20 protein-coding genes and 1 tRNA gene are annotated in these 20,464 nt (G+C 38.8%); 8 read left to right on the top strand and 13 right to left on the bottom strand.

Going from position 1 to position 20,464, the window contains the following annotated elements; all coding sequences use genetic code 11:
- Positions 1-64 precede the first annotated feature (64 nt).
- A complete protein-coding gene (acs, locus tag E4661_RS03280) occupies positions 65-1,972 on the top strand; it encodes an acetate--CoA ligase (RefSeq protein WP_136465386.1) in 1,908 nt (635 codons plus the stop codon).
- Positions 1,973-2,016: 44 nt separating this feature from the next.
- On the opposite strand, the gene E4661_RS03275 is transcribed toward acs, so the two are convergent.
- A tRNA-Met gene (locus E4661_RS03275) sits at positions 2,017-2,090 on the bottom strand.
- Between the two features lie 135 nt (positions 2,091-2,225).
- On the opposite strand from E4661_RS03275, the gene E4661_RS03270 reads away from it, so the two are divergent.
- On the top strand, positions 2,226-2,609 hold the full coding sequence (locus E4661_RS03270; protein ID WP_136465385.1) for an START-like domain-containing protein: 384 nt from the start codon (positions 2,226-2,228) through the stop codon (positions 2,607-2,609).
- 54 nt (positions 2,610-2,663) lie between these two features.
- On the top strand, positions 2,664-3,509 hold the full coding sequence (locus tag E4661_RS03265; RefSeq protein WP_136465384.1) for an aminotransferase class IV: 846 nt from the start codon (positions 2,664-2,666) through the stop codon (positions 3,507-3,509).
- A 2-nt stretch (positions 3,510-3,511) separates the two neighbouring features.
- Here the strand turns inward: E4661_RS03265 and E4661_RS03260 are convergent, their stop codons facing one another.
- The 5 genes from E4661_RS03260 to E4661_RS03240 all read right to left on the bottom strand — a co-directional run bounded on the left by E4661_RS03260 (position 3,512) and on the right by E4661_RS03240 (position 8,037).
- Entirely contained in the window at positions 3,512-4,072 is a 561-nt protein-coding gene (locus E4661_RS03260; protein WP_136465383.1) for a YqgE/AlgH family protein, read from the bottom strand.
- Positions 4,073-4,193: 121 nt separating this feature from the next.
- On the bottom strand, positions 4,194-4,466 hold the full coding sequence (locus E4661_RS03255; RefSeq protein ID WP_073176939.1) for an HU family DNA-binding protein: 273 nt from the start codon (positions 4,464-4,466) through the stop codon (positions 4,194-4,196).
- A gap of 175 nt (positions 4,467-4,641) precedes the next feature.
- On the bottom strand, positions 4,642-5,607 hold the full coding sequence (fmt, locus tag E4661_RS03250) for a methionyl-tRNA formyltransferase (protein ID WP_136465382.1): 966 nt from the start codon (positions 5,605-5,607) through the stop codon (positions 4,642-4,644).
- Positions 5,588-7,474, bottom strand: a complete 1,887-nt coding sequence (locus E4661_RS03245) for a RecQ family ATP-dependent DNA helicase (protein ID WP_136465381.1) — start codon at positions 7,472-7,474, stop codon at positions 5,588-5,590. The genes fmt and E4661_RS03245 overlap by 20 nt, the downstream gene beginning before the upstream one ends.
- Positions 7,474-8,037 carry an AAA family ATPase gene (locus E4661_RS03240; protein WP_136465380.1) on the bottom strand — a complete coding sequence of 188 codons (564 nt, stop codon included), beginning with the start codon at positions 8,035-8,037 and terminating at the stop codon, positions 7,474-7,476. Before E4661_RS03240 ends, E4661_RS03245 begins: the two co-directional genes overlap by 1 nt.
- 88 nt (positions 8,038-8,125) lie before the next feature.
- Between E4661_RS03240 and E4661_RS03235 the strand changes: the two genes are divergently transcribed.
- The 3 genes from E4661_RS03235 (at position 8,126) to murA (ending at position 10,461) form a co-directional block, all read left to right on the top strand.
- Positions 8,126-8,413 carry a DUF493 family protein gene (locus E4661_RS03235; RefSeq protein WP_136465379.1) on the top strand — a complete coding sequence of 96 codons (288 nt, stop codon included), beginning with the start codon at positions 8,126-8,128 and terminating at the stop codon, positions 8,411-8,413.
- A gap of 77 nt (positions 8,414-8,490) precedes the next feature.
- Positions 8,491-9,138, top strand: coding sequence for a DUF4290 domain-containing protein (locus E4661_RS03230; protein ID WP_136465378.1), 648 nt, complete (start codon positions 8,491-8,493; stop codon positions 9,136-9,138).
- Positions 9,139-9,153: 15 nt separating this feature from the next.
- The gene (gene murA, locus E4661_RS03225) at positions 9,154-10,461 is read left to right on the top strand and encodes a UDP-N-acetylglucosamine 1-carboxyvinyltransferase (RefSeq protein ID WP_136465377.1); all 1,308 of its coding nucleotides are present in this window, start codon (positions 9,154-9,156) and stop codon (positions 10,459-10,461) included.
- A gap of 17 nt (positions 10,462-10,478) precedes the next feature.
- On the opposite strand, the gene E4661_RS03220 is transcribed toward murA, so the two are convergent.
- Positions 10,479-11,342, bottom strand: a complete 864-nt coding sequence (locus tag E4661_RS03220; RefSeq protein WP_136465376.1) for an AraC family transcriptional regulator — start codon at positions 11,340-11,342, stop codon at positions 10,479-10,481.
- Positions 11,343-11,433: 91 nt separating this feature from the next.
- On the opposite strand from E4661_RS03220, the gene E4661_RS03215 reads away from it, so the two are divergent.
- Together E4661_RS03215 and E4661_RS03210 are read left to right on the top strand one after the other, a co-directional pair.
- Entirely contained in the window at positions 11,434-12,150 is a 717-nt protein-coding gene (locus tag E4661_RS03215) for a phytanoyl-CoA dioxygenase family protein (protein WP_136465375.1), read from the top strand.
- Between the two features lies 1 nt (position 12,151).
- Positions 12,152-12,961: a sugar phosphate isomerase/epimerase family protein gene (locus E4661_RS03210; RefSeq protein ID WP_136465374.1), complete on the top strand. Its 810-nt coding sequence runs from the start codon at positions 12,152-12,154 to the stop codon at positions 12,959-12,961.
- Here E4661_RS03210 and E4661_RS03205 read toward each other — a convergent pair.
- From E4661_RS03205 to E4661_RS03180, 6 genes are all read right to left on the bottom strand, one after another.
- Complete coding sequence (locus E4661_RS03205) at positions 12,942-13,814, bottom strand: polysaccharide deacetylase family protein (RefSeq protein ID WP_136465373.1); 873 nt, start codon at positions 13,812-13,814, stop codon at positions 12,942-12,944. The two genes, E4661_RS03210 and E4661_RS03205, sit on opposite strands and share 20 nt — an antisense overlap.
- Before the next feature lie 65 nt (positions 13,815-13,879).
- The gene (locus E4661_RS03200) at positions 13,880-15,853 is read right to left on the bottom strand and encodes a tetratricopeptide repeat-containing sensor histidine kinase (RefSeq protein WP_136465372.1); all 1,974 of its coding nucleotides are present in this window, start codon (positions 15,851-15,853) and stop codon (positions 13,880-13,882) included.
- A gap of 130 nt (positions 15,854-15,983) precedes the next feature.
- The gene (locus tag E4661_RS03195) at positions 15,984-16,988 is read right to left on the bottom strand and encodes a pirin family protein (RefSeq protein ID WP_136465371.1); all 1,005 of its coding nucleotides are present in this window, start codon (positions 16,986-16,988) and stop codon (positions 15,984-15,986) included.
- Positions 16,989-17,001: 13 nt separating this feature from the next.
- Entirely contained in the window at positions 17,002-17,973 is a 972-nt protein-coding gene (locus E4661_RS03190) for an NAD-dependent epimerase/dehydratase family protein (protein WP_136465370.1), read from the bottom strand.
- Between the two features lie 13 nt (positions 17,974-17,986).
- A complete protein-coding gene (locus tag E4661_RS03185) occupies positions 17,987-18,871 on the bottom strand; it encodes a VOC family protein (RefSeq protein ID WP_240751400.1) in 885 nt (294 codons plus the stop codon).
- 60 nt (positions 18,872-18,931) lie between these two features.
- Entirely contained in the window at positions 18,932-20,359 is a 1,428-nt protein-coding gene (locus tag E4661_RS03180) for an amidohydrolase (RefSeq protein ID WP_136465369.1), read from the bottom strand.
- Between the last annotated feature and the right edge of the window lie 105 nt (positions 20,360-20,464).

Below are 20,464 nucleotides of genomic sequence, written 5' to 3'. Positions count from 1 at the left end.
GAGTTCTGTGGTCGTTTCACTTTTTTGCTATTTTTAACGCTCACTAATTTTTCGAGAATAAAGTATGAGCAACTACCACATTAAACATTTGGAAGAATATTTTCAGGTTTATAGAAAATCTGTAAGAAACCCCGAGGCATTTTGGGAAGAAATCGCGGAAGAACATTTTGTTTGGCGCAAGCGATGGAATAATGTGTTGGAATGGGATTTTTCAAAACCTGAAGTAAAATGGTTTGATGGAGCACAGCTCAATATTACAGAAAATTGCATAGATAGGCATTTACATATTCGAGGGGATAAAACTGCTATTCTTTTTGAGCCTAATGATCCTAATGAAGAGGCAGAACATATTACTTATAATCAATTACATGAACGTGTATGCAAGTTTGCCAATGTTCTAAAGGACAAAGGAATTAAAAAAGGCGATCGGGTAATAATCTATTTGCCAATGATACCTGAGTTGGCAGTATCCGTTTTGGCGTGTGCGCGAATTGGAGCCATACACTCGGTTGTGTTTGCCGGATTTTCTTCTACCGCTTTGGCAACACGAATTAACGACTGCGAAGCTAAGATGGTATTAACTTCTGACGGTTCTTACCGAGGAGGAAAAACCATTGATTTAAAAGGTATTGTGGACGAAGCCTTAAAACAATGCCCAGGAGTTGAAACGGTTTTGGTCGCCAAGCGAACTAATGCCGAGATACACATGGAAACTGGCCGCGACCAATGGCTGCAGCCATTACTGGACAAAGCGTATTCAGACTGCGTACCGGAAATTATGAATTCTGAAGACCCTTTGTTCATTTTATATACATCAGGTTCAACAGGAAGACCCAAGGGTATGATGCATACCACAGCGGGTTATATGGTGTATACAGCATTTACCTTTAAAAATGTGTTCCAATACCGTGAAGATGATGTGTACTGGTGTACTGCTGATATAGGTTGGATTACAGGACATTCTTATATTGTTTACGGACCCTTAGCCAATGGGGCCACCACGGTAATGTTTGAAGGAGTGCCTTCTTATCCAGATTTCGGAAGGTTTTGGGAGATTGTGGAAAAACATAAGGTTTCCCAATTTTATACGGCACCAACAGCGATTAGGGCCTTAGCAAAGGAGAATTTGGATTTTGTTACCAAATATGACCTTTCTAGCCTTAAAGTGCTTGGAACAGTAGGAGAGCCAATCAACGAAGAAGCTTGGCATTGGTATAATGACCATGTCGGTGAAAAGAAATGTCCAATTGTGGATACATGGTGGCAGACTGAAACGGGAGGAATACTGATTTCTCCAATACCTTTTTCAACACCAACAAAACCAACTTATGCAACACTACCCATGCCAGGAGTGCAACCAGCGTTAATGGATGAAAATGGAAAGGAAATTCATGGCAATCAGGTTGATGGACGTCTTTGTATAAAATTCCCATGGCCTTCCATGGCTCGAACCATCTGGGGTGACCACCAACGTTACAAGGATACGTATTTCGCCGCTTTTGAAGGCAAATATTTTACTGGTGATGGAGCTTTACGGGATGAAGTAGGGTATTATCGTATTACCGGTAGGGTAGATGATGTAATTATTGTCTCAGGACATAATCTGGGAACAGCACCCATTGAGGATGCAATTAATGAGCATCCAGCCGTAGCAGAATCGGCTATTGTTGGTTTCCCACATGATATTAAAGGAAATGCCCTTTATGGCTATGTGATTTTGAAAGAAACTGGTGAATCCCGTGATCGTAACAACTTGAAAAAAGAGATCAATCAAATGATTACTGAACATATTGGTCCAATAGCCAAACTGGATAAGATTCAATTTGTACCAGGGTTGCCCAAAACGCGAAGTGGAAAGATTATGCGACGAATTCTAAGAAAGATAGCTTCCAAGGACACGAGTAATTTGGGAGATATTTCCACATTATTGAACCCGGAAGTGGTTGAAAAGATAATGGAAGAAGCCCTATAAAGCTTATTAAATAAAAAAGCCCCTTTTAAAAGGGGCTTTTTTTGTAGCGAGAGGGGGACTTGAACCCCCGACCTCAGGGTTATGAATCCTGCGCTCTAACCACCTGAGCTACCTCGCCGTGGTTTGTTTTTGCGGGTGCAAATATAAAGCTTAATTTTTGCCGAATCAAAATTCATATTAATTTATTATTTGACATTTATTTTTATATCTTCCCAACTTATATGAATGTTGAAAGGAAAAACCAATCGTACCAATGAGCGATAAGATAAAATTTGAATTGGAGTTTGTAATACAGGCATCACCACAGTTGCTTTATCAATATATTTCGACCCCTTCGGGCTTATCAGAATGGTATGCCGATGATGTAAATTCCCGTAGTGAAATGTTCACTTTTATTTGGGACGGAGCTGAAGAAGTTGCCAAAATGCTAAAACGGAAGAGCGATGAGTTCGTTAAGTTTGCTTGGGAAGAAAATGATGATGATAGTTATTTTGAAATGAAAATCATTGTGGACGAAATCACCAAAGATGTTTCACTGTTCATAACGGACTTTGCGGAAGACGACGAGGTAGATGAAGCTAAAATGCTCTGGGAAAATCAAATATCCGACCTAAAACAGGTGCTAGGATCTAAATAGTGTTATTCTTGATGAAAACGTATATTTGGTCCCGATAAAAATCGGGACTTTTTTATGGTCAATTTTAACGGTAACTTGTTCTCAAAGGATTCAGAAATCCTTACCCAAAACAATAGAGGTTTAAAATATGGAGATGCTCTTTTTGAAACCATACGTTGTGTAAATGGCACTGTGTTTTTCTGGGAAGATCATTACTTTCGATTGATGGCCTCTATGCGGATTCTTCGTATGGAAATTCCAATGGAGTTTACATTGGAATTTCTTGAAGAGCAAATCAGAAGGACGGTTGGGAAAAATGACTTTGCAAATAGCCCTTCAAGGGTGAGATTGACGGTTTTTAGAAATGATGGAGGATTTTATGGCCCTTTGACAAATAAAATATCTTACATAATCGAAGTCAGCCCCCTAGAGTCTCCGTTTTATATAATTGAAGAAGTACCATATGTGGTAGAACTGTTTAAAGATTACTATGTCAACAAAGACATGTTGTCAAATCTGAAGACAACCAATAAGGTTTTGAACGTAGTTGCCAGTGTTTATGCTAAAGAAAATGGTTATCAAAACTGTCTATTGATCAATAATGATAAGAATGTGGTAGAAACCATAAATGGGAATCTTTTTCTAGTGAGTGGTGAAAAAGTTAAAACACCACCTTTAACCGACGGTAGCTTAAATGGAATTATTAGAAAGAAACTTCTCGAGATTCTATCATCTTTAGATGATATTACCTTGGAAGAAGCGTCTATCTCTCCTTTTGAGCTTCAAAAAGCGGATGAACTTTTCATTACCAATAGTATAAGTGGCATTATTCCCATTACAAAATATCGAAAGAAACAGTTTGACACTACATTTAGCAAAAGCCTTGTGGGTAAATTAAATGCAAAGGCCAGAGTTGGCTAAATCTAATTAAGGGAAGGATTGTCAGGAGCATTGGACCACAGAAGGTAATCACCACCTAGTTCTACCATCTTTTCTTTCCAAAAGGCGTTTGAGGATTTTTCCAGAATGCTGCTTTCATATTCATTTTGTACAACCACCCATGATTTTGAAAGGAGCTCTTGATCCAATTGGCTCGAATCCCAGCCGGAATATCCCAAGAAAAATCGGATATCTTGTTCCGAAATTGCCTTTGTATTAATGAGTTCAACGGTTTTTTCAAAATTACCTCCCCAAAATATACCGTCTGAAATCTCAATGCTACCGTCTATCAGATGTGGTACTTTATGGATGAAGTATAGGTTGTCTTGTTCAACTGGGCCTCCGTTGAATACCTTAAACGGTATGGTAATCTCGGAAATGAGATCATTTATGGTATAATCCAAAGGTTTGTTAAGGATAAAGCCAACGGAACCTTCATGATTATGTTCGGCCAAAAGCACTACGGATCTACTGAACGAAACGTCACCCGAAAGTGTCGGTTCAGCTATCAACAATTTCCCTTTTGTGGGTTTTAGGCTTACCATAACAAAGGATTCTTACTTCTAAATATAACATAAAATATAATATTTTGGAAAACCCATGGATTGACCAAAATAAAAAAGCACTCCCATTGGAAGTGCTTCTATATATTCTAAAAACTATTGATTAGTTTACCGAACCGCTCAATTCAGCTCCTGCTTTGAACTTTACTACGTTCTTAGCAGCTATCTTGATGGTTTGCCCTGTTTGGGGATTTCTTCCTTCTCTTGCATTTCTACGAGATACTGACCAAGAACCAAAACCTACCAAAGAAACTCTGTTTCCTTTTTTAAGTGATCCCTCTACATTTCCCAAGAAAGATTCCAATGCTTTTTTAGCCGCTGCTTTAGTGATGCCTGCATCAGCTGCCATAGCATCGATTAATTCTGTTTTGTTCATAATGGAATTAAATTAATTGTTGTAAAATAATTTTAATGCTGAACAAATTTATACGGATTTGCGTGCAACGCAAGTAAAACCAAGGGAAATCCGGCTTTTTGTTGATAACTTGAAACGTTTGTTGATAAAGTTGAAAGAAAAAGGGGGCTTTAGCTAGCCTAGTAATGACAAGGGCTTAGCGAAGATGAGCCGATTCATCCAAATTTAACCCATTCAATACCTGTGTGATATGCATTCTTCTTTTCCCTGGTAATTGTACCTCTAATAAATGAAGGAATCCTCTGCTAACTGCAACTTTCATTTCCTTCTTGTTCCAAAATACTTGTCCAGTGGAATGTGTATGTTTTTTCGATTCCATTTCAGTTTTAAAGATTTTAATGTTCACATCATTACCATTATGGATAAAGTGTGACCACGCCGCTGGGTAAGGACTTAAACCTCTAACATGATTGTGAATTTGCTCCATTGGTGCATTCCAATCAATCTTACAGGTTTCTTTATGGATTTTATGCGCAGGTTTTAAATCCTTTGAATCGGTTTGGATGAAACTCGATACTTCACCATTTTTAATTTGATGGCAGGTCTCTACAACAAGTTGGGCTCCTAAATCCATTAATCTATCGTGTAATATTCCTGCATTATCATTTGGGAGTATAGGAGCGCTTTTTTGAAGAATAATGTTTCCTGTGTCAATTTTGTCATCAATAAAGAAGGTAGTTACTCCAGTTTCCGTTTCACCATTTATAATAGCCCAATTAATAGGAGCTGCTCCTCGATATTGGGGAAGAAGGGAGGCATGTAGATTAAAGGTGCCATTTTTGGGCATTTGCCAAACTACTTTGGGAAGCATTCGAAATGCAACCACCACCTGCAGGTTCGCGTTAAGGCTTTTTAGTTCAGTCAAAAAAGCTTCGTCTTTTAAGTTGGTAGGCTGTAAAACGGTTAACCCATTTTTTTCAGCGAATTGCTTAACCGCGGATTGCTGCAGCTTTCTTCCGCGACCTGCTGGTCTGTCAGGCGCTGTTATAACGCCTACTATTTCAAAACCAGCATTTACGATGCTTTGTAGGCTTCCCACGGCAAATTCCGGGGTTCCCATAAATACAATCCGTAAAGGATTTTTACTTGATGGTGTACTCATTTCTAGGGTTCAATTGAATCACTTGGTCTTCCAACAAATCTCGTAAAGCTTCCCATATGGCCTTCTCATCTACCATGGTAACCTCGATAAGTTGTCTTGATGTATGCGGTTTGGTCTTGAGAAGATGAGTCAGCATTTTTTTTAATCCATCTATATCAAAATCCATTCCCGCGGTGCAAATATCGCACGACCCGCAGTTATGTTTGGCAATTTCTCCGAAATAATTTAATAAAAAGCTACTTCTGCACTTGTTGGTATTATTGGTATAGTCCAACATGGCCTGCATATTGGTTTTTTTGACCTTGTTGAGTTTTTTGATGTTTTCTGAAAAAGGGTTTATCGTTCGGTCGTCTTCTCTAGGAACCAAAAAGGAAATTTCTATATCGCTCGAGGCACTTTTGTATTCTGCAATGTTATCTTCATGCAATTGTTGAAGAATCTTCCGAATATACTTTTCGGGTACATTGGTTTTTTTTGAGATTAGTAATAGATTAATTTTGGTTTCAAACTCAGTAATTCCTCCATATGTCCTTAGAATGGTTTGAATTATGGGAGCTGACTTTTCGTGCTTGTCCAAATAGTTGAAAATTTCATTTTTGGAAGCCACAAACCGTAACAAGGTCTTTTCATTATAGTTCTCAGAAAGTGTAAGTACCGAATTTTGATCTAAGATTCGCAACCCATGATATGTCATATTTGGATTAAGCTCGTAACGCTTACAGAATAGGTTGAAGTTAAAATCTAAAGTATCTGAAAACAATTCGCCGTATGGGATTTGAAAGTAGTTGTTCAGCTGTAGATATAGTTTTTTGACAAATGTAACATCAGGAAGATGCGCCAAAAATTGTTGCTTAGCCCGTTGATCATCTTCGTTTCCTTTAATTAAGATAGCCGTGGAGGGTTTGCCATCCCTTCCCGCCCTTCCGGCTTCCTGAAAATAACTTTCTAAACTGTCCGGAATTTGAAAATGCACAACTAATCTTACGTTCGGTTTATCCACCCCCATGCCAAAGGCATTGGTCGCAACCATGATTTTTATTCGTTCAGTTAGCCATGAATTAAGGCGTTCCTCTTTCTCAACTTTTGAGATGCCTCCATGGAAAAAAGAAGCTGAAACCCCATTTTTGTTTAAAAATTCGGAAAGGGTAACCGTCATTCTTCTAGATCTAACATATACAATGGCACTTCCGGAAATATCGCTTACCGCTTTTTTTAAGTGGTATAGTTTATCCTCTGTTCGTTTTACTTTGAGACTGATGTTCGATCTAGAAAATGAATCTTTGAAAACCTTGGGTTCTTCCAACTTTAGATTTTCAATTATATCTTTTGCCACTTTAACCGTTGCCGTTGCGGTAACAGCAATCATTGGTTTGTTCGGTGCTAAATCTTTCAATATGGCACAATCCAGATAAGCTGGTCTAAAATCATTTCTCCATTGAGAGATACAGTGAGCTTCGTCAATTGCCAATACATTTACATTCATTTCTTGAATACGCTCCTGTACAATAGATTGCTGTAGTCGTTCTGGGGATAGGTACAAAAACTTATAATTGCCATAAATACAATTGTCGAGTAAGTTGTTTAGCTCGTCAAAAGAGATTCCTCCAACTAAAGCAATGGCCTTTATGCCTCTTGATTTCAGTTGTCGGACTTGATCTTGGATAAGAGCAACCAATGGGGATACCACTATGCAAATTCCTTCTTGAGCGAGGGCTGGAACCTGATAACAAATAGATTTGCCACCACCAGTAGGCATGAGGGCTAGCACATCCCTACTGTTCATAACAGTTTGAATGATTTCTTTTTGGGAGCCCCTAAAGTCCTTATACCCCCAGAATTCTTGTAAAACCCTATTGGCTTGTTGCACTATATTTGGTTAATAGTTTCCAAAACAAAAGATACTCTTTCCGGAACGGTTTTTTTGGGAATTAGAATGGGGTCATAGCCGAATCGAGTATAGGTATGCATCAATACATCGTGAATGCTTTGTGCTTCTTCAAAAGTTTCCAATCGTTCATTGTCAGAAACATAAATCTCCTTCCAGGGTGGAGCAATGAATATCATGTCGTACCGATGATTTTCGCATGTTGAGATAAATTCTTGATCATAAGATTGGTCAAAAAAATCCATATAGGCCAAAACATCTGGTATACCACGATCAAAAATACTTACGGAAGTATTCGAATCTAAAGACTCCTTAAAGTGGGCAGTCCTACCATACAGCAAATCTTTGTTGAACTGGAGGGCATCATCGACAAAAACTAAGGGATTGGATACGAACGTGGCCGAATCACCGTCTTTTTTGGCCTTAGATGTCATATCCCGAATTATTTCATGGAAGCATTGAAAATCCTTGTCTTCCAATCCATTCACAATAGATGTTTTCCCTGTACCTGGAGCACCTGTAATTACTATTTTTTTATTATTCAAATGAAACTATTTATTAACACAAAGTAATGAAATCGATAGAAGGAAAAAAAATTGTTGACTAACCCATATATTTGTATAAAATAGCACCATGGAGAAGGAAAAATCAGAAGAATTTTACGCCAGATTAAAAGAACAGCTGTTGGAGAATACGAGTTGGCCCTCCAATTATTTATATAAGTTCATTGTTCCCACAGATGAACAGCGAATTAAACAAATAAATGACATCTTCAATAATACAGGAGCCGTAATAGAATCCAAGAAATCGAAAAAAGGAACTTATACAAGCATATCCATCACGGTCAATCTTAACGGTCCTGATGAAGTAATCGCCAAGTATAAAGAGGTGTCCAAAGTTGAGGGAGTAATATCTCTTTAACTATGTTTTGACATAATTTTATTAATTTGCAGGCGTTACGGATAGACTTCCCAATTAATTTCTATAAATATTTTAGTTTGAATTTAGTAGACAACTTAGAATACAATACGGAGCGCCCAAAGCTCCACATTCCCGAATATGGCCGTCATTTTCAAAAAATGGTGGATCATGCAGTCTCTGTGGCCGATAGGGAAGAACGTAATAAAGTGGCCAAGGCCATTATTAGTGTAATGGGCAATTTGCAGCCCCATTTACGTGATGTACCTGATTTTCAGCACAAATTATGGGATCAATTGTTTATCATGTCTGATTTTAAGTTGGATGTTGATTCTCCTTTCCCCATAACTTCCAAAGAAGTTTTACAGCAGCGTCCGGAACCTTTGGAATATCCCCAAAACCACCCTAAGTACCGATTTTATGGAAACAACATCAAAAGAATGATAGATGTAGCCATAAAATGGGAAAAAGGAGATTTGCGTTCAGGCCTTGAGTATGCGATTGCCAATCACATGAAAAAATGCTATCTGAACTGGAACAAAGATTCCGTTGAGGATGCTGTGATTTTTGAACATTTGAAGGAATTGAGCAATGGTGAAATTGATTTGGCTCCGCGTGGGGAAAATTTGACTGATAGTGGACAATTCCTTAAAAATCGTTTGTCAAAGTCCCATAAAAATGGAGGAGGCAAAAAACAGCGCAATAATAGGAACAAGAAACGATATTAAATTCCGAAGGAATTCATGGGAACATTTCGAATAGAGGGTGGCCACCAGCTTCATGGTGAAATTACACCCCAAGGAGCGAAGAACGAGGCACTTCAGATTCTTTGTGCGGTATTGCTTTCACCTGAAAAAATAACCATCAACAACATTCCGGACATCATAGATGTCAACAAGTTGATTGCCTTGCTTGAGGACTTAGGGGTAAAGATCCAAAAAAAAGGCAAGGGCTCTTATACCTTTAAAGCTGATGACATTAATCTAGATTACCTACAGTCTGACCAATTTAAACAAGATGGCCGCGGATTACGAGGTTCCATAATGCTAGTAGGCCCTTTGTTGGCCCGTTTTGGGAAAGGGTATATCCCAAAACCAGGAGGTGATAAGATAGGTAGAAGACGTTTAGATACCCATTTTGAAGGTTTTATAAAGCTTGGCGCAAAATTCAGATATAACCGAGAGGAATACTTTTACGGTGTAGAAGCGGAGAAACTCAAAGGAACCTACATGTTGTTGGATGAAGCTTCAGTAACAGGAACGGCCAATATAGTTATGGCCGCCGTACTTGCTGAAGGTACCACAACTATCTACAACGCTGCATGTGAACCCTATTTGCAACAATTGTGCAAAATGTTGAACCGAATGGGAGCCAAAATCTCAGGAATAGGGTCAAACCTCTTAACCATTGAAGGAGTTGAATCCTTAGGAGGAACTGAACATACAATGCTCCCTGATATGATTGAAATTGGGAGTTGGATTGGGTTGGCCGCGATGACCAAAAGTGAGCTCACCATTAAAAATGTGAGTTGGGATGATTTGGGGCAGATTCCCAACGCATTTCAAAAATTGGGTATTCAATTGGAACGAAGAGGAGATGATATATACATTCCCAAACATGAAAATGGATATGAAGTCCAAAACTACATCGATGGTTCTATTTTGACTATTGCCGATGCACCATGGCCTGGATTGACTCCAGACTTGTTGAGTATCTTACTGGTTGTTTCCATTCAAGCCAAAGGGGAGGTCGTAATTCATCAAAAAATGTTTGAAAGTCGCCTATTCTTTGTAGATAAACTTATTGATATGGGAGCAAAGATTATTCTTTGTGACCCGCACAGAGCCACGGTAATAGGACATAACTTTAGATCCACTTTAAAGGCAACCACAATGGTTTCACCCGATATTAGGGCTGGGGTTTCATTATTGATTGCCGCCTTATCCGCCAAGGGAACATCTACAATCAATAATATTGAACAGATTGACCGTGGTTACGAAAATATCGACGAGCGGCTTCGTGCCATTGGGGCAAATATCGTAAGGGTTTAAGGTCCATTTTCTCAAATTCAACTTTGATTTTGCATCGCCTTATAGGTTTTAGGCGACATTCCTGTATATTTCTTAAAGGTGGTGGCAAAGTATTGAGATGAGCCAAACCCTAGTTCAAAAGCAACTTCGGTAATCGTTTTTTTCTGGGATAATTGCGCTTTGGCCTGTTCAATTTTCAAGCGATTGATATATGCTCTAGGAGGAACCCCAAAGTTCAACTTAAACCAAGATTTAAGGTATGGAATAGAAAAATCAAGCAATGCCGCCAGTTCGTCGACATAGATTATCCTATGAAGATTCTTTCCAATGAAATCCTTTATAATGATTACCCGCTCCGAATCTTCAAGGGGCTGCTGCGTATCTGTAAGCAAGGAAACCTCTATTAAAAGCTGTATTACGGCCTGACCAATTTGCAATCGGTTAAAAACCGCTTCTGAATGTTCAAGCAACACCATTAGTTTTTCCAACAAATGTTTTACTCCGAATGCTCCTTTGATTAGGTTACCCCCATTTGTTACCAGTTTGGTAAGAAGAAAATCAGATTGATTATTGGGGAGATTAAATAAGTGACCATTTCTACTATCCAAAGAAATTTGTATCCAATAGAGTTCTCCAATATCTTCTGGATATACACCTGAACTATGGTTCACATTGGGTGGAACGATAAGCATGTGGTTCCCGGTTAACTTAATCAAATCTTCACCAATCTGATAGTATTGCTGCCCTTTAAGGCAAAAACAAATTTCAAGTACATCCGTGTGCTGATGATCATCAAGCAATGATTCAACAGAATTGTACCGATAATGCCCAAAATCTAAGCATCGGTTAAATCCGAGCGTGTTAAGTTGAAATACCTTTCTTTTATTTGTTTGCTTTTGCATGCTATTTGTATAAAAAAGTAGGGTATTACGAATTTAAAAGACTTTTTGGTTTCTGTGGTTTTATTTTGAATAGGATTTAAACAAATCAGGTATGAAAGAAAATTTCTTAAAACAGGGGTTTACGAAATTGGACAGACTAATTCCAGATGTTGAGGTGGAAAACCTTAGAAAACTCTATGACGAATTGTTAAACGACCGAAAGCGCACTGCAGGTTTACGGAGTGATTTAGGCGGAAAGGGAGATTCAAAAGCAAATGTGGAAAAGATAACCCAAATCATGAGACCCAGTATGATTGAACCAAAACTGTCATCCAATATTGCTTATACCCTGGCCCTAGACCATGTTAGGGATATGCTAGGTGTGGACATGGAACTTGATTTTGATATGCTTATTAATAAAGCACCCCAAACCAGCACCCCAACCCCTTGGCACCAAGATGCGGCCTATTGGATTAAGATGCCGGATAAAAGATCTGCCAGTTGCTGGATAGCGCTAGATGAGGTGTATGAGGATAACGGTTGCATGTGGTTCATACCCAAGGAAAATGAGCAGATTAAACCCCATAAACATTATACAGAAGGAGGAGCTTTATACTGCGAGGCTGATTTATCAATAGCAAAAAGTGTTCCCTTGAAAGCCGGAGGATGTACGTTTCATGATGGATTTACGTTACATTTTAGTAAAGGAAATACTACAAATTCTCAAAGGCGTGCTTTAATACTTAATTTTCGTCCGAAAAAGATGATTGAACTGGAAAGAAGTCAGGGAGTAGATCATACGGGTGAAAGAAAAATTAGAAACAAATAATATGGAGTTCAAATTTATTTATCCCCGATGGGGAAGTGCCGATATCCCCTGGCCCGAATTTTTGCAAAAAGTAAAGGAACATGGATATGATGGCGTTGAAATTGATTTACCTCTTGGAAATCAGAAAAAGGATATCCTCTCGATTCTAAAGGATTATGAATTGAACTTTGTAGGGCAGCATTGGGAAACCAAAGAAGTAAATTTTGAAAAACACAAAGAGCAATATAAAGGGCATCTATATAATTTGGCAGAAGCCAACCCGCTTTTAATCAACTCCCATACTGGAATGGATTTCTTTTCCTTTGGACAAAATGCGGAGTTGATTGAAATGGCGATGAAGATTGAGGAGGAAATGGGAGTTACCATTACCCATGAGACCCATCGTTCCAGATTTTCGTTTGCAGCCCATGTTTGCCATGCTTTCCTAAAGGAATATCCTAAACTTAAGCTCACATCTGACTTTTCGCATTGGTGTTGCGTTGCCGAAACGTTACTTGAAAATCAATCCGATGCAGTCAACTTGGCCATTGAGCGCTCATATCACATTCACGCAAGGGTGGGGTCGGCGCAAAGTCCGCAGGTGATAGACCCACGAAGCGATACATATGCTTTGGAGCTGAAGCACTTCATGAACTGGTGGAAACAAATGCTTTTGGATGCCCAAGCTCATGGGAGAGAATACATTACAATAACCCCGGAATATGGCCCTGAACCCTATGCTTTATTACATCCCAATACAAAAAGTTTGTTAGCTGATCAGTGGGAGGTGAACCAATTCATCAAAGGAGAGATTATGAAAGCTTGGACATAACATTGCAAATATCCTTCCAAGCAATCAATTTAGCACCGCTTTTTTCAAGAAGGGATTTCGTGTAATCACTTGTGAAGGTGTCAAAATCAATTTGTCGCCATTCGGAACCAAAATTGGGGTGGTTTACGGTAACTCCTTGCATTTCGAAATCATCAAATGCAGGATGAATTAAAATGACATTGAGTCCTTCCACTAATTCCTCGAAGACTTCGTGATAATAGGATTGAAGGTTACCATTTTCAAAATATTCGAATTTGCCAATGTGCACTTTATCAACAAGAAAGTCATTCTTGTATATGTTTTTTTCTGCGTTCAAACCCACCATTTCCATCAATTGTCGATTTAGTTGGACAGGGAGTTTATATTTTTGACCTAATTCCTTATAAATCTGCAGAAATTCTGGTTTGGCGCCCACACTGTACATATGGGAATCTAAATGCGTAGGAGTAAGCCCAAAATCTAGTGCCTTCTCAATTTGAGCTGTAAGTTCTTTTCGTACTTCTTCAGCATGGGCATTATTTTTCACCTGATTTCTGCTTTTAAAGAAATGACCATTCTCATCCACCAAACTTGGAACTTCGGATGTGGGTAAAACAGGACCAAATTTATATTTCTCCCATTCACAGGTTAGGGTCAGATGCACCCCATAATCATAGTTGGGGTTGTTTTTTGCAAAAAGAGCGGCCTCATAAAACCACGGGCAGGGTACCATAATACTATAGGAATTCACTATTCCCTTTTGAAGTGCTTGAAAAGTGGCCTCATTTTCTGAATGGGACAGGCCAGCATCGTCAGCATGGACGATAAGTAGTTTGGCATCTTCGGTAAACCCTAACATTTTGGCTAAGTTCATTGCAATTCGCTTTTAACCTTAAATATTTTCACAAGCTCTTTGATACGTAATAAAGCCCTAATGTGTTAATCTTTGGGTATTAAGATAGTAACTTTTGTTCCTGTTCGGGTTTCACTGTTTAGGTTCTCCACCTTCAACAGCTTTTGATCAGCAAACCTTTTTAGATTATCAATTCGCTTGGCCGTAATCGACATTCCTCTGGATGTAGCTTTGGATTTTGTCTGTCTTGTGTTTGCATTGATTCCAACCCCATTATCTTCTATAACGCATTCCATATATTCAGTTTTGTCATTAAATGATATGGATAACTTTTTTTCGCCCAGCTTTGGCATGAGGCCATGAATTATCGCATTTTCCACATAGGGCTGAACCAATAACATTGGAATTTCATGTGCGAAGACATCTAAATTCTTGCCCACATTTATCTTATAGCTAAATGCATTGTCAAACCTAAGGGACTCAAGTTCCAAGTAGATCTCAAGCAATTCTATTTCCTCCTTGAGCAGCAGGGTTATGTTTATTGAGCTTTCCAAAACCTGGCGGAGTAACTTTGAAAATTTGGACAGATATTTTAATGCATTTGTTTTATCGTTGGAATTTATAAGATGTTGAATAGAGTTTAATGAGTTAAAAATAAAGTGTGGATTCATTTGGGCCCTTAGCATACGCTTTTCAAGTTCCATGTTCATCTTCTCAATTACCTGATTTTGCTCGGATATGAGTTGGTTCTTCACCCGAAATAGTTCGTTGGATTTTTTCTTCCCCAAATATCTATAATAGAGCAATGCCGCCGAAAAAAGCAATAAAAACGAAATGATTGACAGGTAAATTGTGCGCCTCTTGCCTGAAGTCACCTTGGAGTCGAGCAAGGCCAATTGCAGTGCATTTTCATTTATTTCCTTGTCTTTTAAGTATACTTCATGTTGTATTTGCAAATTTTGTATTTCTCTTATCTTGGTTTCATTGAGCAGACTATCTTGATAAGCCATGGTTTGTTTTAGATGATAAGCTGCTTTGGAATAACTTCCAATCTCTTCATATATCTCAGAGGCTAACGCATGGGCTTTCTGTTTATATTCATATTCCCCCATGACCTGTAAGGCGTTAAGATTTTGGTTAGAGTAGTCCACCGCTTCGTCCATCTTCCCTTGTCGTAGCATAAGTTTGGCAAGATTCCCATAGGCAATAGCAATTTCTTGTTTAAGCGATAGATTTTTAGCAAGCTGTAACGATTTCAATAGATAATCCTCAGAACGCTGCCATTGCTTTAGGTTGAGATAACAAATACCAATATTCGAGTAGGCCATGGTCAAGGCAACTCTATTATGTTTTTCATTGAATTTGGCGGCGCGAAGAAATTTTTCCAATGCAGCTTCATAATCTTGGTTTTTAAGATCTATCTCTGCAATGTTCACCAAGACACTATTTTCTGTGAATTCGTAACCCGGACCGTAATGTGTTTCCAAAGCTTTTTCGTAACTGTCGATGGCTTTTTGTTCTTGATCCAGTAAATCATATAAAATTCCCAGATTTATGTAAATACTGGTTACAGAGTTGTCTTCGTAGTGTTGTAAAGAATCCACTAATTTCAGACCTTTTAGGTAGAAATCCTTACTCTTTTTATAGTCACCGATGCGTTTGTATATAATGCCAAAGGAATTGTAAATGTTAATTTCGGCATCAAAATCATTCTCTCTTCGAGCTAACGACAATGATTGTTTGAAAAAATCCAACGATTCTGCATAACTACTCGTTTTTCCATGGGTTAAAGCTATTGCATAAAGTGCATCGATTTCTCCATTAGTGAATCCGATTTTTTTGGCTTCATTTAAAGCTTGAAAACCATATTCCAAAGACATTTCTTTGCCTTGATTTACTGAAGAGTTACATAATAAAATCAGTAATCTTACTTTGGTAGTATCATTTGCCGTTACCAGCAAATTTTTAAGGCTGTCCAGTTTTTGGTTTTGAGCAAAACATGGTGCCGTACAGAGTAAGTAAATAAGAATTGTACTCGGAATTAGGTTGGCAAATTTCATTACATCCAATTTGGGACAAATTAAAGAGGCTGGGATTAAATGATTTGAAAAATTATAGTGTATAACAAATTCATGGGAATTTGATGGTTTGGAGTATTTTTAGAGGTTAATGCTGTTTAAGAAATATCATTTAACCTTTTTCTACCAACTTGCCATCCGGATATAATGCAAATCGCCCTTTTTCCTTTTCATGAACATTGTCAGGGTAGGGCCAAGGCCATCCTCCAAATTGAGTCAGTTGATATTCTTCTATAGCCTGTTGGATTTCTTCCTCAGTGTTCATCACGAAAGGACCATATTTGGCAACAGGTTCGTCAATAGGTTTGCCTTGAAGCATCAAAAAGTGCGCTTTTTGACTTCCAACTTTAATGGTTACATCCAATGAAGGATCCAAAGCGATTCCAAAATTTGGATTTATCTTTCGCTCCCCAATGTGAATTTCATCACCTTCGTAAAAATAGAGCGTTCGAGTTACCAAGGTTTTCGAACTCGGTAAAACATATTCCGTGCTGGGTTCAATGTGAATATTCCAAACCGCTACTTCGTTCTCCGGCTTAGCTGCCCAAGAATCAGGTGCTGGATCATTGGCCTGGGTTCCCTTATAATTCCCCGCCACGACTTTAATCTGAGCATTTTTTTCCTCGATTACGGGAATATCTTCATGCCATAACATTTTAAAATGAGGTTCCACAAATTTATCTGCTTTGGGAAGGTTCAGCCAAATTTGAAACAGCTCCAGCGGATTATCTTTTTCTATATTGAGCAAGGGAAACATTTCAGCATGTTGTACGCCTCGACCAGCAGTCATCCACTGCACATCTCCTTCTCCAAATCTTCCTGCAGCACCTAGAGAATCGGAATGATCACAATATCCCTTATTTACAATGGTAATGGTTTCAAACCCTCGATGTGGATGGTACGGAAATCCTGGAATGGTTTGTCCATGATACATGCGCCACCCATCTTTTAGGGTAAAATCGTTGCCGATATTTCGTCCTTCGAGTAGTTTAGGATCAGGCCCCATTTCTTCGTTGCCTTTTGGGTAATGATCCAAGTGATACACACAGAACAAAAAAGGATCTTGGGTTTGCCAGGGAAAGCCTAGCGGAAAGGTTTGTAGTATGGGGTCGTTCATCTTGAGAAAAGTTTTAGGTTTTGGATTTGCTATTTGAAGCATTGTCGTAGTCCCATGCATCGTCCACTAATCTTTTCATGTCATACTCAGGTGACCAACCTAATATAAATTTTGCTTTTGAATTATCGAGCCAGGTAGAATAATAGTCCGTTTTTACAGATATCGATGGCAAACCTTTGGTTGTTTTTAAATAGTTGGCCATTTCTCCATAATCAACAGGGTTGTCCATGCAGATATTGAAGGTCTGTTGAATAGCTTTTGGGTGTGTCAATGCTACAAGGATAGCGGATACAAGGTCATCGAGATGTACAAAATTTCTTTTTAAAAAATTCCCTTTGGCATCAAGCATTAGGGGAATTGTTTTTAGCGCGACATATTTTTTAGCGCGATCATTTCCAACCAAGGTATGCCAAATAGGACTTCCGAAGCTATTTTCGGTAAAGGTCAAATGTCGCTTTAAATCATTTTTCTCCATGATCCATGGAGCTCTGAGGCAGACACCTTCAAAATTATACTGTACATAATATTGATCAAGTATTACTTCTTCCAGAACTTTTGAAAGGGCATAGCAACCAGGATAAGCTGTATGCTTTTGAGTTTCTGTAACTGGTTTTTTATGCGGATAGAAATAGTGGCCCACAGAGGCATCACCACCAATAAGTATGAACCGTTCAAAATCATGACTTTTTCGACAGGCCTCTAATAAATGGTACATGCCTTTGATGGAAACATCAATAAAAGTATCTTCAGATTCTTTGGTAGTGGCTAAATGGAGTACATGTGTTATATCTTGTACAACATTGTCAACAGTTTTTTTATCCGAAATAGACCCATGGATTATTTCAATGCGCTGGTTGGGCTCTAGTTTTCTTTTATGACATAAAGCTCTGACCGTAAAATCTTTGTATTCTTGATTGTTGAGCAACTTCGTAATAAAAGCTTGACCCACTTTTCCGGTAGCACCTGTAACCAATACTTTTTTCATGGAATCACATTTTTTAATGCACAGCTGTATTGATTTCAATCCAATAACCCTCTGGATCTTGAATATAAATTTGTTTTACACCATCAGCTCGATCAGTAACCGAGCCCTTGTTTCCGGGCCAATCGTAAAAATCAATGTTTTTGGAGACCAATCTTTCAACAAAGCTCTCCAAATCGTCAACAGCTAAACATAAATGCATGCTTTTGTTCTTTTCGAAAGGAGCAAAATCCTTTTTGATTAAATGCAATTGTGAGCTTCTATTCATATTAAACCAGCGAAAACCTGGCTTATTTTCAGGGTGGGGGATTTCTTCAAACCCAAAGACATCTTTATAAAAATCTCCTGTTTTCATCAAATTGGTCACCACCAAGGACTGATGATCAAAGTTAAAATCAGGTTTTGAGGTACTCCTTGCTTCGAACTTGGTTTTAAGATAGATCTGTTTCCATTGTCCATCTACATAGTTGCCCACAGTAAAGTTGTAAGTGTTATCATTTACATATTCCCAATAATCAGTAACAACCGAAGCTCCATAAGAATAGGTATAAATGAAATCCTTTCCTTTGGCTTCAACACTTCCCGTAGTGACTCCACCGAAAACATCAAATTCCCAAAATTTAATGGTATTGCTTTCCTTGTCAAATTTTCGAATACCATGGTTTCTTGGACCGTAAGTTGTTTGTTCTTGGTTTGTAAAGCCTTCTGCGTCGGAAATAACCAAAGTGCCCCCTAGATCATATTTAAATTCTATTTCCTGCTTGAATTTTGTATTATTTCCCCATTCACCTTCAGCAAACCATGTTTTGCCCATCAAGTTTTCAAAAACGGACAAATGTTCTTGTCCTTGACTTTGGACAGTTATGCCCAAGGCCAGTAATAGCATCAACTTCTTTATCATTTTCAATTGTTGTTTAAAAATTTGGATTTGTCCGTTTTGTTTTGATAAAATTACTTTTGATTAGTTATTCCCAATTGGGGGAGGCCCATCAATCATGGCTTCATATTTTTCATCTCCTTTTCGGGTTTTGAACTCTTCCTTGACTTTAGTGACCAATTTAGGGTTTTCAAAGAGATCTGCCATGGTCATCGCCATCGCCTTAGAAGCATATACCATTCCCTTATGCCCAATACTCATTCCCCCGCAGGCCACAACGGCCCATGAATGCCACGGTGTATCTTTTGGAGCCACGGTAACACTTAAATTGATGTTGGGGACATTCCAGCTCACATCTCCAACATCGGTAGAACCACCTCCGGGATTTTTTTCCGTTTCACGCAGCGATTCAATTTTACTGTCCATACCCACTTCCGGTTTTCCCGTAGCCTTTTGAATGGCCTTTCCGAAGGCGGTTTCTTGATCTGTATAAGATATTGGGCCTAAAAGTTCTAAGTTTTTCTGCATGATTTCTCCTCCAGTGCGATTAACCAATACCTCATAAATTCCTGACACCAATGAAATTTTGTAATCAACATTCGCCATAATAGCAGCTCCTTCAGCCATTTTTTTCACGCGCTCATAGGTGGGTAGCATGATTTTTCTTTTGGGGTCACGTACGCGTACCCAAATTTTAGAATAGTCTGGGACTACATTTACGACCTGCCCACCATCTTGAATATGGTAATGGATTCGGGAAGTAGGTTTAATGTGTTCGCGATAGTAATTAATTCCGGTAGTGTATAGTTCCAAGGCATCTGACGCGCTACGCCCGTTCCAAGGATCAGCTGATGCATGTGCAGCCTGCCCATGGAATTCCACAATAAAATCGATCAGCGAAAGACCACTTTGAACATCCGCTTCAATATTGGCACCAGGATGCCAGCTTACATTTACATCGACATCGTCCCATAGACCGGCCTCGACCATCCAAACCTTGGCAAAGTACTTTTCCTCTGCGGGTGTTCCCAAAAATTTGACGGTTCCTTTCAGCTTGCCCGCTTCGATTTGTTCCTTGATGGCAATGGCTGCTCCTAAACTTGCTGCCCCGAACATATTGTGCCCGCATCCATGGCCAGGTGCTCCTTCAGCCAGAGGATCTTTGGTCGGAACTGTTTTTTGGGAAAGACCTGGTAAGGCATCAAATTCCCCTAAAACACTGATCAAAGGTTTGCCTGAACCATAAGTAGCGGTAAATGCTGTTGGAATATTGGCTACTCCTCGAGTCACCTTTAATCCATTTTTTTCTGCGTAATCGGCCAATACTTCAGCGGATTTAGATTCATTAAAGGCCGTTTCGGCAAGGGCCCAAATGGAATCACTTATTTGAATCAGGTTTTCTTTATGAGCCTCAACAGAAGCTATAATTGCTTTTTTGTTTGAATTGAGTTTTTGCGCTGTCAAGTTAAGCGAAACCAGACAAAGCAATACTAGAGTGGTTAATCGTTTCATTTTATATTGTTTGAATTAGCTCGAAAGATGAGGGTAATGCATTTGGGTTCGAACTTCATTTTTCCCACTGTGGACCCAAAAATAAAACCAGATATTAAAAATACT

It is taken from the genome of Flagellimonas onchidii, assembly GCF_004804315.1.
Lineage (GTDB): Bacteria > Bacteroidota > Bacteroidia > Flavobacteriales > Flavobacteriaceae > Flagellimonas > Flagellimonas onchidii.
This window is presented reverse-complemented; position numbering and strand designations above follow the sequence as displayed.

Coding starts and splice junctions, on each gene's coding strand:
- E4661_RS03210 (WP_136465374.1), top strand. CDS start 12,152: ATGGAGTTCAAATTTATTTATCCCCGATGGGGAAGTGCCGATATCCCC.
- E4661_RS03235 (WP_136465379.1), top strand. CDS start 8,126: ATGGAGAAGGAAAAATCAGAAGAATTTTACGCCAGATTAAAAGAACAG.
- E4661_RS03190 (WP_136465370.1), bottom strand. CDS start 17,973: ATGAAAAAAGTATTGGTTACAGGTGCTACCGGAAAAGTGGGTCAAGCT.
- fmt (WP_136465382.1), bottom strand. CDS start 5,607: ATGAGTACACCATCAAGTAAAAATCCTTTACGGATTGTATTTATGGGA.
- E4661_RS03260 (WP_136465383.1), bottom strand. CDS start 4,072: ATGGTAAGCCTAAAACCCACAAAAGGGAAATTGTTGATAGCTGAACCG.
- E4661_RS03265 (WP_136465384.1), top strand. CDS start 2,664: ATGGTCAATTTTAACGGTAACTTGTTCTCAAAGGATTCAGAAATCCTT.
- E4661_RS03195 (WP_136465371.1), bottom strand. CDS start 16,988: ATGAACGACCCCATACTACAAACCTTTCCGCTAGGCTTTCCCTGGCAA.
- E4661_RS03185 (WP_240751400.1), bottom strand. CDS start 18,871: ATGATAAAGAAGTTGATGCTATTACTGGCCTTGGGCATAACTGTCCAA.
- E4661_RS03270 (WP_136465385.1), top strand. CDS start 2,226: ATGAGCGATAAGATAAAATTTGAATTGGAGTTTGTAATACAGGCATCA.
- E4661_RS03220 (WP_136465376.1), bottom strand. CDS start 11,342: ATGCAAAAGCAAACAAATAAAAGAAAGGTATTTCAACTTAACACGCTC.
- E4661_RS03180 (WP_136465369.1), bottom strand. CDS start 20,359: ATGAAACGATTAACCACTCTAGTATTGCTTTGTCTGGTTTCGCTTAAC.
- E4661_RS03200 (WP_136465372.1), bottom strand. CDS start 15,853: ATGAAATTTGCCAACCTAATTCCGAGTACAATTCTTATTTACTTACTC.
- acs (WP_136465386.1), top strand. CDS start 65: ATGAGCAACTACCACATTAAACATTTGGAAGAATATTTTCAGGTTTAT.
- murA (WP_136465377.1), top strand. CDS start 9,154: ATGGGAACATTTCGAATAGAGGGTGGCCACCAGCTTCATGGTGAAATT.
- E4661_RS03205 (WP_136465373.1), bottom strand. CDS start 13,814: ATGAACTTAGCCAAAATGTTAGGGTTTACCGAAGATGCCAAACTACTT.
- E4661_RS03255 (WP_073176939.1), bottom strand. CDS start 4,466: ATGAACAAAACAGAATTAATCGATGCTATGGCAGCTGATGCAGGCATC.
- E4661_RS03215 (WP_136465375.1), top strand. CDS start 11,434: ATGAAAGAAAATTTCTTAAAACAGGGGTTTACGAAATTGGACAGACTA.